This is a genomic window from Pseudomonas sp. 2 (assembly GCF_056627435.1).
The window spans coordinates 202,491-215,997 of the sequence record NZ_JBWXNG010000007.1 but is presented as its reverse complement, the minus strand read 5'-3'; the positions used below and the strand labels follow the sequence as shown (position 1 = coordinate 215,997).

Sequence of the window (13,507 nt, the reverse complement as noted above, 5' to 3'; positions counted from 1 at the left end):
AATCAGAGATGAAAACTTTCAGCCTCAATCGTATAGCTCAAGGCTGCTCCGCCTGGCGTCGCACCGGCCTGCGCGTGCTGCTGGGCGCCGCCTTGCTGCAGACCGCCGCCTGTTCGTTCGCCGCCGAAGACGCGGTGAGCATCGCTCCGCCGCAGAAAGACGAAATCACCACCTCCGCCGGCACCGAAACCGCCGTCCTGGCCGGTGGCTGCTTCTGGGGTGTGCAGGGCGTGTTCCAGCATGTGCAGGGCGTGACCGAAGTGGTCTCGGGTTATGCCGGCGGCAAGGCCGAAACTGCGCATTACGAGCGCGTCGGCGATGGCGATACCGGGCATGCCGAATCGGTGAGGATCACCTACGACCCATCGAAGGTCAGCTACGGCAAGCTGCTGCAGATCTTCTTCTCGGTGGCCCACAACCCCACCGAACTCAACCGCCAGGGGCCTGACCACGGCACGCAATACCGCTCGGCGATCTTCGCCGAAAACCCCGAACAGCAAGCGATCGCCCAGGCCTACATCGCCCAGCTGGATGCGGCCAAATCCTTCAACGCGCCCATCGTGACGAAGATCGAGCAGTACAACGGTTTCTACCCGGCGGAGGACTACCACCAGAACTTCCTGACCAACCACCCGACCTACCCGTACATCGTCATCAACGACCTGCCCAAGGTCGGCCAGCTGAAGCAGCTGTTCGCCGATCGCTACAGCGAACAACCGGTGTTGCTGAAAACCGCCCGCTGACAACCCACCAGAAAATGTAGGAGCCGGCTTGCTGGCGAATGCGGTTGGTCATTCAACACTGCTGTGTCTGACCTGCAGCATTCGCCAGCAAGCCGGCTCCTACAGGGTTTGTCAGATCCTCACGATCCGTGTCTGTCGGGATGGCACGGGAGCGCCATCACAAACCAAAGTATGACCGGCAGACACCTGTGTATCCGCCACCTGTACCAAGGTACAAGTGACGGCATTCGGTCGCAGGCATACCTTTGAGCCATTCCTGTCATGCAGGCCAGAGCTCTCTTGATGCAGTGGGATGCAGACCTTACCGCACAGGCCGTCCAACCGATGCCGAGGAGATTCGCCATGTTTGCCGATGTCGATCCAAAGCCCGGACTCAACGCCGAGTTCGCCGCCGACGCCCACGGGCTGTACACCACCTTGCACGGCCAGCAGCGCCAGGCGTTTCTCCAACTGCTGCAGGCCCACCGCCAGACCACCGAACAGGCCGGCGGTTTTGCCCGCGAAGTGCGCTGGCGGCTGCGCAGCCTGAACTATCAGGCGATCAAGGAGCTGTTCAAGGATCTGGATCAGTCGACCCGGCATTTCGTGAGTTTCCTGGGCTCGCGCATTCAGTTGCTCGGCGGCCAGGTCGCCGAAGATCACCTGCCCACAGCGCCGGTGCCAGACGCTGAACAGGCCCCCGGTTTTCGTGAGTGCTTCAAGGAAATTCATCAACTGGCACAGCAACTGACCACGTTGACCGGCCAGGCCCAGGGTTTCATGGACCGCGCCGTGGACGCCGGCGACTACGCCACCGCCAACCTGGTCAGCGAGCTGCTGTACCGCACCAACCAGTTGGTGTGCAAGATCCGCATGGACATCCCGTCCGGCGCCTCGTTCACCAGCGAATGCCGCCAGCCGACGCGGCCCAACGCCTGGTTCTCGACCATGGAAGTCTGGGCGCAGAGCCCGGGGATCGCGGCCTTTGCCTCCACCCGCAGTATTCATATGTGAAGTGTTGTCGCGTGCTGTTCTCTCCTCCTCTTGGCGCCCGTACAGGGCGCCCTTTTTTTATGAAACGTCTACGCTTGATGAGCCTCGAATCCCGGCCCGAGGCCGATACGGGCAGGCGCAAACAGCCAAGGCAGTGCAACACGGAAAAAAGGCGCACACGCGTCCAATAAGAAGATCGTTCACCCAGGAAGACTAACTGTCCCAAACCGGAGCCTGATAATGAATAAACTCACCACCGTGGCGGGCGCACCCGTCGTTGACAACCAGAACTCGCAATCGGCCGGCCCCCGCGGCCCGCTGATGCTGCAAGACGTCTGGCTGCTGGAAAAACTCGCGCACTTCGACCGCGAAGTGATCCCGGAGCGTCGCATGCACGCCAAGGGTTCGGGGGCATTCGGCACCTTCACCGTGACCCACGACATCAGCCGCTACACCAAGGCGCAGCTGTTCTCGCAAATCGGCAAACAGACCGACATCTTCATCCGCTTCTCCACCGTGGCCGGCGAGCGCGGCGCGGCCGATGCCGAGCGCGACATCCGCGGTTTTGCCGTGAAGTTCTACACCGAGCAAGGCAACTGGGACCTGGTGGGCAACAACACCCCGGTGTTCTTCCTGCGCGACCCGCTGAAATTCCCCGACCTGAACCACGCGGTCAAACGCGACCCGCGCACCAACCTGCGCAGCGCCGAGAACAACTGGGATTTCTGGACCTCGCTGCCCGAAGCTCTGCACCAGGTCACCGTGGTCATGAGCGACCGTGGTATCCCGGCCTCGTACCGGCACATGCACGGCTTCGGCAGCCACACCTTCAGCTTCATCAGCCCGCAGAACGAGCGTTTCTGGGTCAAGTTCACCCTGAAAACCCAACAGGGCATCAAGAACTTCACCGATGCCGAAGCCGCCGAGGCCGTGGCCGGTGACCGCGAAACCCACCAACGCGACCTGTTCGATGCCATCGAGAAAGGCGACTTCCCGCAGTGGAAGCTGTTCGTGCAGGTGATGCCCGAGCAGGACGCCAACACCTACAACATTCACCCTTTCGATCTGACCAAGGTCTGGCCGCACGCCGACTACCCGCTGATCGAAGTCGGCGTGCTGGAGTTGAACCGCAACCCGGACAACTACTTCCACGACGTCGAGCAGGCCGCGTTCAACCCGGCCAACGTGGTGCCGGGCATCAGCTTCTCGCCGGACAAAATGCTGCAGGGCCGCCTGTTCTCCTACGGCGACGCCCAGCGTTATCGCCTGGGGGTCAACCACCACCAGATCCCGGTGAACACGCCCAAATGCCCGGTCAACAGCTACCACCGCGACGGCCAGATGCGCGTCAACAGCAACGCCGGCGGCACCATCGGTTACGAGCCCAACACCAAGGGCGCGTGGGTCGAGCAGCCGGACTTCGCCGAGCCGCCGCTGGAACTGCACGGTGCAGCCGCCAACTGGGACTTCCGCAAGGACGACGATGACTACTACTCCCAGCCACGCGCGCTGTTCCGCCTGATGAACGCTGCGCAACAGCAGGCGCTGTTCGACAACACCGCCCGCGCCATCAGCGGTGCGTCGGCGGCGGTGCAGCAGCGCCACATCGACAACTGCACCAAGGCCGACCCGGCCTACGGCGCAGGCGTTGCCGCGGCGATCGAGAAGTTGCGCTGAACCTATCTCGTAGAGACCGATAAACAGCGTTGACACACAGGGGTGTTCAGGCCACGGTACTGACACCCCTTTTCTTCGCCTGCGATTCGACGCCGAGTGCCCGCCATGAACGACCTTGCGCAATTGAACGAAACCCATGGCCTGCTGCTGGTGTTCGTCAACGTGCTGCTGGAGCAGATCGGTCTGCCGGTACCGGCCTATCCGACGCTGATCGTCACCGGCGCGCTGGCGATGCAGAGCAAACCGCTGCTCGGCGCCGGGGTGCTGGTGGCGATGTTCGCCTGCCTGATCGCCGACGCCCTGTGGTACTGGGCGGGCAAGCGCTACGGCGGCACGCTGCTGAAAACCGTGTGCAAGATTTCCCTGTCCCAGGACACCTGCATCCGCCAGGGCCTGACCGTGTACGACCGGGTCGGGCCACGGGCGATGCTGCTGTCCAAGTTCCTGCCCGGCGCCGGCGCCCTGGTCACCACCGTGGCCGGCATGAACGCCACGCCGTTCGGCATTTTCATGCGCTACTCGCTGGCCGGTTCGTTTATCTGGGCAGGCTCCGCGCTGCTGCTGGGCATGCTGTTTACCGACGCGTTGATTCCGCTGCTGGACTGGCTCAGTGGTTATCTACCGCTGGCCATCGCTGGCGTGGTCGGGGCCCTGGCGCTGTTCATCGCCTGGAAATACTGGAAACGCCGCCGCCTGATCGCACGCACCGCCCAGGTACCGCGCATCACCGTGCCACAGTTACTGGCCCTGCAGAACAGCGAACAGGCGCCGGTGGTCATCGACGTGCGGCCCAAATTCCATACCGCGGTGGTCGAGGGCATTCCCGGCGCGGTGTCGATCAGCCTGGAGGAGCCGCTGCAGCCCTGGGTCGAGCAGTTGGGCGACGTCGACATGGTGTTCTACTGCGCCTGCCCCAACGAACTGTCCGCCGCCCTGCTCGCGCAGAAGCTCAGCAAACACGGCCTGACCCGAGGCAAGGCGCTGGTCGGCGGGCTGGATGCGTGGCGCGATGCGCAATCCGATCAGCAGATCCCGGGCCAGACAGCCACCGCCTGACGTCTCTCAGGCGATGTCGATCACCACTTTACCTTTCGCGCTACCGCTTGCGACCCGCTCGTAGGCCTGATTGACCTCGGCCAGGGTAAAGCGCTGCTCATCCAGCAATACGCGCAATTGCCCGGCCTCGGCCATGCGGGTGGCCTCGGCCATGATCTCGCCGTGGTGCCTGCGACCCTTGCCGGTCAGCAATGGCAAGAGCGTGAACACGCCCGAATAGGTCGCGCCGCGAAACGACAGGGGCGCGAGCTTGTGTTCGCCCCAACCCAGGCAGCTGACCACATGGCCGCTGTAGATGCGCGCGGCGGCGAAGGACGCATCCAGGGTCGCCCCGCCCACGGTGTCATAGACAATGTCGAAACCTTCGCCGGCGGTGTATTCGGCCATGTAGCGCTCTACGCTCTGTGCACGATAGTCGATGGCCGTTGCGCCAAGACCTTCGATCGTTTTCAGGCTGGAGGCTGAGCCGGTGGCGAACACCTCGGCGCCGTAGGCTTTGGCGATCTGCACCGCAACATGCCCGACCCCGCCCGCACCGCCATGCACCAGCACCTTCTGGCCGCTGCTCACCCGAGCGCGGTCGACCAGCCCTTCCCACGCGGTAATGAACACCAGCGGCAAGGCGGCCGCTTCGCGCATGCTCAGGTTGTGCGGCTTGCGCGCCAGCAGGTCGGCGTCCACCGCGATGTACTGCGCCAGCGCACCCTGATTGCCACCGATGCCACCGGCCATGCCGTACACCTCATCGCCGACCGCAAAGGCCGTCACGCCCGCGCCCAGCTTGTGCACCACACCGGCCAGGTCCATCCCCAGCACGGCAGGCAACGGCTGGCGCGCATGGCCGCCCTTGCCGGCGTGAATCTTGGTGTCCAGCGGGTTGACCGCACTGGCCATGACCCGTACCAGTACCTGGCCAACGCCCGGTTCGGGGATGTTCAAGATTTGCAGCGCAAGTGGGTTTTGATGATCGACGGCGACAGCGGCTTGCATGGTACTCATGGCGGTTTTTCCTGATTCGAGGGCCTCAATGCGAGGCGATGAACAGAGTTTGAACCGCAGAAACCATGCCGATAAGACGATAGATCTCTATAGTATTTATTCCGTTAAGCCACCAAATGACCGAGCGATGGACACTCTTCAGGCCATGACCATGTTCGTGCGGGTGGTCGAGCGCGGCAGTTTTTCTGCGGTCGCGCGGGAGCTGGGCACGACCCAACCGACCGTCAGCAAGCAGATCGACGCCCTGGAAAAACGCTTGGGCGGTCGCCTTATCGCCCGCAGCACCCGGCAGTTGTCGCTGACCGACGAAGGCCAGCGCTACTACCGCCAGTGCCGGGAAATCCTTGCCGCGATCGACACCGCCGAACTCAGCTTCCAGACCGGCCGCGAGGCCGTGGCCGGGCCTTTGCGCATCGCCTCGTCGGTGAGTTTCGGCCGTTTGCAGATTGCACCGCGGTTGCAGGGCTTTCTCAGCCGTTACCCCGAGGTCACGGTGGACCTGTTGCTCAGCGATCAGAACGTCGATCTGGTCAGCGAGGGCATGGACGTGGCGATCCGCATTGGCGAATTGAAGGACAGCAGCCTGATCGCCCGGCAGATCGGCCTGACCCGACGCCTGCTGGTCGCCGCCCCCGACTATCTGCAGCGCCATGGGACGCCGCAAACAGCCGCCGAGCTGCGCGGGCACAACTGCGTGCTGTTCAATCTGCTGGAGGATTTCGACACCTGGGTGTTCGACGGCGGACAACAGCATGTGCGGGTGCGCGGCAACGTGCGCAGCAACAACAGCGAGGCGATCCGGCAGATGGTGCTCAGCGGGCTGGGGATTTCGCTGTCGCCGTCGTGGTTGTACCGGCAGGACATCGCGAAAGGTCGGGTGGTGCAGCTGTTGCCACAGCTGACCCCGGCCGCCCTGCCCATCCACGCCCTCTCCCCGGCCAACCGCAGGCAATCGGCGCGGGTGCGGGCGTTTGTGGATTTTCTGGCAGAGGCCTTTGAAGCGGATGCGGATTTGCGGTGATCCGCTTTTGATTCTGGCCGAAGGCCGTAGGAGCCCGGCTTGCCAGCGATCTGGCGCGCAGCGGCAGCAAATTCATGCACCTTGGCCGTGTCATACACACCGCATGCATAGAATTTACTGCCGGTTTCCGGCAGATCGCTGGCAAGCCGAGCTCCCACGCCCTCCGGGCAGAAGCCTTTCGGCAGTGCGTGTCAGTGCAAAACGCTCTGCAAGAACTGCCGCGTGCGCGGGTGTTCCGGTGCGCTGAACACCTGCGCTGGCGGGCCCATTTCGACGATCTTGCCGCCGTCGAAAAACACCACCCGGTCAGCCACTTCCCGGGCAAAACCCATTTCGTGGGTGACCACGATCATGGTCATGCCCTCGGCGGCCAGCCCCTTCATCACGCTCAGCACTTCGCCCACGGTTTCCGGGTCCAGTGCCGAGGTGGGCTCATCGAACAGCAACAGGCGCGGTTTCATCGCCAGCGCGCGGACGATCGCCACCCGTTGCTGCTGGCCGCCGGACAGCTCGCTCGGATAACCCTCGGCCTTGTGCTTCAGGCCCACGCGATCGAGCAACGCCAGCGCATTGGCCTGGGCATCGGCCTTGCTCACGCCCTTGACCTTGACCGGGGCCAGGATCATGTTGCCCATCACCGTCATGTGCGGAAACAGCGTGTAGTCCTGGAACACCATGCCGATGTCTTCACGCAAGCGGGCCATGGCCTTGCGGTCGTCGGCGCGCACCGAATCGCCGCCGTCCACCACCACGCTGCCCGCCGAGGGTTCCTCCAGGCTGTTGAGGCAGCGGATGAAGGTCGACTTGCCCGAACCGCTGGGCCCGATGATCACCACCACCTCGCCCTGTGCCACGTCCAGGTCGACACCCTTGACCACTTCCACCGAGCCGAAATGTTTGTGCAGCCCGCGCACTGTCAGCATCGGTTTCATAGGCCGGCCTGCGCGCGGGTTGCCGCCTGAAGTGATTCCTGAGCGGCCTGCAGGCGGTCACGCCGGGCCTGATTGGCTTGGCGCTCCTGCTGCAACCGCGCGTTGGCGCGAATCAGGCTCGGCCGCAGCGACGACAGCGCAGGGCCACCCGCCGAAGCGCGGGACTGCACGTTGGCGGTCGGGTCCAGGCATTCGCGGACCTTGTCCGCCGGCAGGTTCAGGGCATGGCCCAGTTGCTCGCGAGCACAGACGTCGACCATTTCGGTGTCGATGCGGTGTGCCGGCAAGCCTGCGTCCATCGCCATGCGCACGGCGGCGCCGACGATATGATGCGCTTCGCGGAAAGACAGATCGGCTTCACGCACGATCAGGTCGGCCAGCCCGGTGGCGGTGGAGAAATCCTCGCCGGCGCGGCGCCCGGCCAGGTCGGCGTTCGGCGTTGCGGTGCGCAGCACCAGCTCCAGCAGTTTCAGGCAGCGCAGGCTTTCCTCGGCCGCCTCCCAGAAGCCTCGGGTCCCCTCGCGGTTGCCGTCGCCGGTGTGGGAGAAGTTGCTGCCCTTGACCGTCACGCTGGCCGCCATCAGCAGGCCGACGATATGCCCGGTCCGGCCCTTGAGGTATTCCAGCACGGTCGGATTCTTCTTCTGCGGCATGATGCTCGAGGTCGCCGCCACGCTGTCCGGGAAATCGATCAGGCTGAACTCATGGGTGCTCCAGACAAAGTAATCCTGCGCCACCCGGCTCCAGAACACCGACAGCAGGCTCAGGTGCGACAGGCTTTCCAGAATGAAATCCCGCGAACCCACAGCGTCCAGCGCGTTGTCCAGATAACCGTCGAAACCCAGCAGTTCGGCGGTGCGCGCCCGGTCGATGTCGAACGGCGTACCGGCGAAGGCTGCGGCGCCCAGCGGGCTCTGGTTCATCGATTCCAGGGTCTGGGTCAGGCGCTTGCAGTCGCGCTCCAGCGCCTGCTCCACCGCCGACAGGTAGTAGCCGTAGGTGATCGGCTGCGCCGGTTGCAGGTGGGTGTAACCGGGCATCACCACTTCGGCGAACACTTCGGCGTTGTTCAACGCGGTCTGGCGGGTCTGGATCAGCACATCAATCAGCGCCATCAGCACTTCCCGGCAACGCATGCGGTCCAGGGTGGCGAGGATGTCGTTGCGGCTGCGCCCGGTGTGCAGGCGGCCGCCGACATCGGTGCCGATCTGCTCGATCAGGTGCGCTTCATAGTTGAAGTAGGCGTCTTCGCGGGACGGGTCGAGGGTGACCACACCCGGCCCCGCCGCTTCCATGTCCAGCACGCCCTTGGCCAGGGCGCTGGCGTGTTCGCCGCGAATCAGGCCCTGCTCGGCGAGCATCACGATGTGCGCCTTGTTGACGTTGCCCAAGTTGAGGAAACCGTCGGCAAACCCTTCCAGACGAGGCCGATAGATGAACTCGTTGACCTCGGGGGCGGTGGCTTCCTTCAAGCGACGACTGACTTTGGATTCTTGCATGATCAAACCCCTTGACGAGTAACGCGCATCGCCGGACGACCCAGGCGACGTTCGAGATAACGGCTGAGCCAGCTCAGCAATGAACAGATGACGAAATACACCACCAGCACCGCGCCATAGACGGCGAACGCGGGGCTCACACCGGTCATGACCGTGGAGCGCTCGACGATGATCTGACCGACCTTGAGGAACTCGCTCACGCCCACCAGTGCCCCCAGCGAGGTGGCCTGCACCAGCATGGTCAGCAGCCCCGTGTAGGCCGGCAGGATCGCCTTCAGTGATTGCGGGGCAATCACGTGCAGGTAGATCTGCCAGGGCCGCAGGCCCAGGGTCCAGGCGCTTTTCCACTGATGCCGATTCACCGACTCAAGGCCGCCGCGCACGATCTCGATGCCGTTGGCACTGCCCCACAGCGTCAGGCCCGTGACCACTGCGGCAAAAGGGCTCAGATCGAGGCCGAACATCGGCGCACCGAAGAAGATGAAGAACACGTTGACGATCAGCGGGATCGAGCGAAACAGCTCGACGTAGCCGTGAATCGCCCACCACAGCACCCGGTTCTTCAGCGTCGCCAGCACGCCGAACACCGTGGAAATGAGCGTGGTGAACAGCAGGATCACCAGCGCCAGGCGCACAGTCATCCACAGTCCCTTGAGCACGAAACCCCAGTTTTCAATCAGGAAATTCATACGGGCCTCAGTGCCTGAAAGGACGTTGCAGGTGGGCCGACAGGCGTCCGGTCGCAAGCGACAGGAGCGCCACCAGGGTCAGGTACATCACGCAGATCGCACTGAACATCTCGATGGCCCGAAAGTCGGTGGCAATCCGGTCCACCGCCACGAACGTCAGCTCCGCAAGGCCGATGGCCTGCAAGTACGACGAGTTTTTCAGCAGCGAGATCGCGGTGTTGAGCACCGCCGGCAAGCTGGTGCGAAAGGCGATCGGCAAGGCCACCAGATAGAAGTACTGGTGCGGCTTGAGACTCAAGGCCATGCTCGCCTCACGCATCTTGTTCTCCACCGTGGCCAGCCCGCCGCGCATGTTCTCCACCTGATAGGCACCGGCCCACAGCGACAGGCACAGCACCCCGGACCAGAACAGCGACAGCTCCAGACCGATGGCCGGCAAGCCGTAGAAGATGAAGAACAGTTGCACCAGGATCGGCGTGTTGCGGATCAGCTCGACGTACAGCACCACGGCCTGCGCCAGAAACGGAATCCGGAAGGCGCGCACGGCGCCCCCGAGAATGCCGATCAGCAGCGAACAGCCGATGGCCAGCAGTGAGACTCGCAGCGTCATCAGCACGCCGTCGAGCAAGGCTGGCCACTGCGCCAACAGATAATTGAAATCGAAATCCATGACGGCGCCCGATCAGAGTTTTTCTTCAGGCTTGGCCTGTTCGAACACACTCAAGTAGTAGCTCTGGATGTTTTCCGGGACGTACTCCTGCACCCAGCCACGAAACAGCTTGTCTTCGTGCATCTTGGCCACGGCCGCACTCAGGTAATCGCGAAAGGCTTCGTCGTTCTTGCGCACGCCAATGGCCGCGTCGGAAATCTGGAACGGCTCGTTGATCAGGCGCGCATCGCCGTCGTTGGCGGCGACCACCACCAGCGTCGCGGCGTCGTGGGTGTAGGCGTCGGCGCGGCCCTGACGAAAGGTCTGCAGGGCGTCGGCGGCGCTGTTCATGCGCAGGGTCTTGACCTCGGGCATATGGTCTTCGAACCACTTGGCCTGCACCGAGCCCTTGAGGGTGGCCAGGGTCTTGCCGTTGAGGTCCTTGATCGATTTGATCGGGCTGTCCTTCTTCACCACCACGTCACTGGCGCCCCAGCGATACGGCGTGGTGAAGTCGATCACCCGCTGGCGTTCCGGCGTGACGCCCAGAGTGGCGATGAGGAAATCGACCTTGCGCCCGATCAGCTGCGGCACGCGGTTTTCAGCGGTGACGCAGGTGAACGTGACTTTGTCCTTGGAGCCCAGCGCCCAGAGAGCGATCTGCTTCGACATCTCGACTTCGACGCCAGCGTAGTTACCGCTGCTGTCCTGGAAACCATAAGGGGGTTGATCGCAGCGCACTCCGGCGTGCAGTTGCCCGGCCTGCTTGATTTCATCCGGCACAGGCGGCAGATCGGCCGCATACACCTGCGCCAATCCGGCGAGGGAAACGCTTGAAACGGCCAGTGCACGAACGAGGAACTTCAACGAAAACGACATATTGCCTCCTGGTAAGCGATCAGCGAGGGGCCGTACGACGCGGCACCACGCACAGATTTCAAGGGCAGACTTTTTTTATAGGTGGAGCTCAGCGAGAATTGCCGCGGCCTGTTGTGTGAGCCAGGACGTCGGTCCATCGTGTCCGTCTGCGCGAACTGTCGATGTCGAAAACAGTTATAAAGCCTCTGGCTCATGCCAACAAATGACAATACATTGGTCACCCATACCGAATTGATATGGCCTGCCATGAACTTCAAACAAGTCGAAGCCTTCCGCGCCGTGATGTTGAGCGGCTCGATGACCGCCGCCGCCGAATCGCTGCACACCTCGCAACCGAACATCAGCCGCCTGATTGCGCAGCTTGAACGCGCCAGCGGATTCAAATTGTTCGAGCGTGTGGGCGGCCGGCTGCTGGCCACCGATGAAGGGGCAGCCTGGTTTGCCGACGTGGAGCGGGCGTTCATCGGCCTGCAGAGCCTGGAAAAATCGGCGCAGAACATTCGCCGTGGCGGCACCGGGCAGCTGCGCATTGCAGCGGTGCCGTCGCTGTCGCTGACCGTGCTGCCCCGGGTGATCCAGCGCTTTCGTCAGGAAAACCCGGAGGCTGCGATTTCCATCCACACTAGCGACTCGCCGATGGTCGCCCACTGGGCGGCCTCGCAGTTCTGCCATGTGGCGCTGGCGTCGTATGTGGGTGAGGACATGCCCGGGGTGAGCACGCAGAAGATTTGCGATGTACCGGGGGTGTGCGTGTTTCCCAAAGGGCATCGGCTGGGCGCGCTGGCGTCGGTCAAGCCGGAGGACCTGCGCGGCGAGGAGTTCATTTCCCTGTCGCTGAACGACGGCTCGCGCACCCGGGTCGACCGGGTGTTCGCCGAAGAACGGGAGTACCGCAAGCTGAACGTGGAAACGCCCTACGCCGCCACCGTCTGTTCATTGGTGGCGCTGGGGCTTGGGGTGAGCATCGTCAGCCCCATGGTCGCCCGGGAATACCTGCACATGGGCGTGGAAACCCGGCCGTTCCTGCCGGAAATCCGCTTCTCCACCTACCTGCTGCTGCCCGAAGACCGCCCGCAGAGCCTGCTGAGCCAGCGCTTCAGTGTGTTGATTCAGGAGATGCTCAGCGAGGCGAGCAAGGGGTGGATGTAGCTATACCAGGGAACGCCACCGAACCTGTAGGAGCGAAGACGTTTGGCCGAAACGAATGCATCGCCTGCCCCATCGTTCGCGAATGAATTCGCTCCTACAGGGATCTGGGTCTGGTCACTGATCTTGTGGCAAAACACCGATCTGTAGGAGCGAATTCATTCGCGAAAATCGTTCGAGCGACACAAACGCATCGCCTGTCCCGGCCATTCGCGAATGAATTCGCTCCTACAGGGGGGCTGTGTCTAGCGTGGAGGGATCAAATCCCTTCCAGCGCCAGGTCCATCGCGAAGTAGGTGAAGATCAGGTCCGCGCCCGCGCGCTTGATCGCGCCGAGGGACTCGCGTACCACGCGGCCTTCGTCGATGGCACCGGCCTGGGCACCGAACTTGATCATCGCGTATTCGCCGCTGACCTGATACGCCGCCAGCGGCAGGTTCGAGGCTTCGCGGATGTCGCGGATGATGTCCAGGTACGCGCCGGCCGGCTTGACCATCAGCGCGTCGGCGCCTTCGGCTTCGTCCAGCAGCGATTCGCGCAGCGCTTCGCGGCGGTTCATCGGGTTCATCTGGTAGCTCTTGCGGTCGCCCTTGAGCACCGAACCACCCGCCTCGCGGAACGGGCCGTAAAGCGAGGACGCGAACTTGGTCGAATAGGCCATGATCGGCGTCTGATGAAAACCTGCCGCATCCAGTGCTGCGCGAATCGCGCGCACCTGACCGTCCATCGCCGCAGACGGCGCAATCACGTCAGCACCGGCGCGGGCCGCCATCACCGCCTGTTTGCCGAGGTTCTCGATCGTCGCATCGTTATCGACATGACCGTCGTGCATCACGCCACAGTGGCCGTGGTCGGTGTACTCACAGAAGCAGGTGTCGGACATCACGATCATTTCCGGCACGGCGTCCTTGATGGTGCGCGACATGCGCGACACCAGGCCGTTCTCGCGCAGGGTGTCGCTGCCGGTGGCGTCCAGATGATGGGACACGCCAAAGGTCATCACCGACTTGATCCCGGCGCGGGCATAGCGCTCGACTTCCTGGGCCAGCTTCTTCTCCGGGATGCGGCGCACGCCGGGCATGCTGGTGATCGGCACGAAATCGTCGATTTCTTCCTCGACGAAGATCGGCAGCACGAGATCGTTCAGGGTGAATTCGGTTTCCTGGAACAGCGCGCGGAAGTTGGCATTGCTGCGCAGGCGACGTGGACGGGCGGCGGGAAACAGACTGGACATGGCAGTTCCTG

Annotated in this window: 13 protein-coding genes; 6 read left to right on the top strand and 7 right to left on the bottom strand. The window is 63.3% G+C overall.

Annotated elements, in window-relative coordinates:
• The first annotated feature begins 8 nt into the window (after nucleotides 1–8).
• From msrA to AC1MEK_RS14135, 4 genes are all read left to right on the top strand, one after another.
• Nucleotides 9–743, top strand: coding sequence for a peptide-methionine (S)-S-oxide reductase MsrA (gene msrA, locus AC1MEK_RS14150; RefSeq protein WP_480396905.1), 735 nt, complete (start codon nucleotides 9–11; stop codon nucleotides 741–743).
• 342 nt (nucleotides 744–1,085) lie between these two features.
• Entirely contained in the window at nucleotides 1,086–1,736 is a 651-nt protein-coding gene (locus tag AC1MEK_RS14145; protein WP_480396904.1) for a ferritin-like domain-containing protein, read from the top strand.
• Between the two features lie 219 nt (nucleotides 1,737–1,955).
• On the top strand, nucleotides 1,956–3,392 hold the full coding sequence (locus AC1MEK_RS14140) for a catalase (RefSeq protein WP_480396903.1): 1,437 nt from the start codon (nucleotides 1,956–1,958) through the stop codon (nucleotides 3,390–3,392).
• A gap of 105 nt (nucleotides 3,393–3,497) precedes the next feature.
• Nucleotides 3,498–4,448 (top strand): VTT domain-containing protein, encoded by a 951-nt coding sequence (locus tag AC1MEK_RS14135; protein ID WP_480396902.1) that lies wholly within the window; start codon nucleotides 3,498–3,500, stop codon nucleotides 4,446–4,448.
• A 6-nt stretch (nucleotides 4,449–4,454) separates the two neighbouring features.
• Here AC1MEK_RS14135 and AC1MEK_RS14130 read toward each other — a convergent pair whose 3' ends face one another.
• Entirely contained in the window at nucleotides 4,455–5,447 is a 993-nt protein-coding gene (locus tag AC1MEK_RS14130; protein ID WP_480396901.1) for a zinc-dependent alcohol dehydrogenase family protein, read from the bottom strand.
• A 127-nt stretch (nucleotides 5,448–5,574) separates the two neighbouring features.
• Between AC1MEK_RS14130 and AC1MEK_RS14125 the strand changes: the two genes are divergently transcribed.
• Entirely contained in the window at nucleotides 5,575–6,468 is an 894-nt protein-coding gene (locus tag AC1MEK_RS14125; protein WP_480396900.1) for a LysR family transcriptional regulator, read from the top strand.
• 191 nt (nucleotides 6,469–6,659) lie between these two features.
• Here AC1MEK_RS14125 and AC1MEK_RS14120 read toward each other — a convergent pair whose 3' ends face one another.
• The 5 genes from AC1MEK_RS14120 to AC1MEK_RS14100 are packed head-to-tail and all read right to left on the bottom strand — an operon-like array spanning nucleotide 6,660 to nucleotide 11,116.
• Nucleotides 6,660–7,400: an amino acid ABC transporter ATP-binding protein gene (locus AC1MEK_RS14120; protein WP_480396899.1), complete on the bottom strand. Its 741-nt coding sequence runs from the start codon at nucleotides 7,398–7,400 to the stop codon at nucleotides 6,660–6,662.
• Nucleotides 7,397–8,899 carry an argininosuccinate lyase gene (argH, locus tag AC1MEK_RS14115; RefSeq protein WP_480396898.1) on the bottom strand — a complete coding sequence of 501 codons (1,503 nt, stop codon included), beginning with the start codon at nucleotides 8,897–8,899 and terminating at the stop codon, nucleotides 7,397–7,399. Before argH ends, AC1MEK_RS14120 begins: the two co-directional genes overlap by 4 nt.
• Nucleotides 8,900–8,901: 2 nt before the next feature.
• Nucleotides 8,902–9,588 carry an amino acid ABC transporter permease gene (locus AC1MEK_RS14110; RefSeq protein WP_480396897.1) on the bottom strand — a complete coding sequence of 229 codons (687 nt, stop codon included), beginning with the start codon at nucleotides 9,586–9,588 and terminating at the stop codon, nucleotides 8,902–8,904.
• Between the two features lie 7 nt (nucleotides 9,589–9,595).
• Nucleotides 9,596–10,258 (bottom strand): amino acid ABC transporter permease, encoded by a 663-nt coding sequence (locus tag AC1MEK_RS14105; RefSeq protein WP_480396896.1) that lies wholly within the window; start codon nucleotides 10,256–10,258, stop codon nucleotides 9,596–9,598.
• A 12-nt stretch (nucleotides 10,259–10,270) separates the two neighbouring features.
• Nucleotides 10,271–11,116, bottom strand: a complete 846-nt coding sequence (locus AC1MEK_RS14100; protein ID WP_480396895.1) for a transporter substrate-binding domain-containing protein — start codon at nucleotides 11,114–11,116, stop codon at nucleotides 10,271–10,273.
• A 246-nt stretch (nucleotides 11,117–11,362) separates the two neighbouring features.
• Here AC1MEK_RS14100 and AC1MEK_RS14095 point away from each other — a divergent pair, with 246 nt between their 5' ends.
• The gene (locus AC1MEK_RS14095) at nucleotides 11,363–12,265 is read left to right on the top strand and encodes a LysR substrate-binding domain-containing protein (RefSeq protein ID WP_480396894.1); all 903 of its coding nucleotides are present in this window, start codon (nucleotides 11,363–11,365) and stop codon (nucleotides 12,263–12,265) included.
• 256 nt (nucleotides 12,266–12,521) lie between these two features.
• Here the strand turns inward: AC1MEK_RS14095 and hemB are convergent, their stop codons facing one another.
• Entirely contained in the window at nucleotides 12,522–13,496 is a 975-nt protein-coding gene (gene hemB / locus AC1MEK_RS14090) for a porphobilinogen synthase (RefSeq protein WP_480396893.1), read from the bottom strand.
• Nucleotides 13,497–13,507 lie beyond the last annotated feature (11 nt).

Excerpts from the sequence above, each read along its gene's own strand:
- msrA (WP_480396905.1), top strand. The coding sequence starts at position 9 with ATGAAAACTTTCAGCCTCAATCGTATAGCTCAAGGCTGCTCCGCCTGG.
- AC1MEK_RS14145 (WP_480396904.1), top strand. The coding sequence starts at position 1,086 with ATGTTTGCCGATGTCGATCCAAAGCCCGGACTCAACGCCGAGTTCGCC.
- AC1MEK_RS14140 (WP_480396903.1), top strand. The coding sequence starts at position 1,956 with ATGAATAAACTCACCACCGTGGCGGGCGCACCCGTCGTTGACAACCAG.
- AC1MEK_RS14135 (WP_480396902.1), top strand. The coding sequence starts at position 3,498 with ATGAACGACCTTGCGCAATTGAACGAAACCCATGGCCTGCTGCTGGTG.
- AC1MEK_RS14130 (WP_480396901.1), bottom strand. The coding sequence starts at position 5,447 with ATGAGTACCATGCAAGCCGCTGTCGCCGTCGATCATCAAAACCCACTT.
- AC1MEK_RS14125 (WP_480396900.1), top strand. The coding sequence starts at position 5,575 with ATGGACACTCTTCAGGCCATGACCATGTTCGTGCGGGTGGTCGAGCGC.
- AC1MEK_RS14120 (WP_480396899.1), bottom strand. The coding sequence starts at position 7,400 with ATGAAACCGATGCTGACAGTGCGCGGGCTGCACAAACATTTCGGCTCG.
- argH (WP_480396898.1), bottom strand. The coding sequence starts at position 8,899 with ATGCAAGAATCCAAAGTCAGTCGTCGCTTGAAGGAAGCCACCGCCCCC.
- AC1MEK_RS14110 (WP_480396897.1), bottom strand. The coding sequence starts at position 9,588 with ATGAATTTCCTGATTGAAAACTGGGGTTTCGTGCTCAAGGGACTGTGG.
- AC1MEK_RS14105 (WP_480396896.1), bottom strand. The coding sequence starts at position 10,258 with ATGGATTTCGATTTCAATTATCTGTTGGCGCAGTGGCCAGCCTTGCTC.
- AC1MEK_RS14100 (WP_480396895.1), bottom strand. The coding sequence starts at position 11,116 with ATGTCGTTTTCGTTGAAGTTCCTCGTTCGTGCACTGGCCGTTTCAAGC.
- AC1MEK_RS14095 (WP_480396894.1), top strand. The coding sequence starts at position 11,363 with ATGAACTTCAAACAAGTCGAAGCCTTCCGCGCCGTGATGTTGAGCGGC.
- hemB (WP_480396893.1), bottom strand. The coding sequence starts at position 13,496 with ATGTCCAGTCTGTTTCCCGCCGCCCGTCCACGTCGCCTGCGCAGCAAT.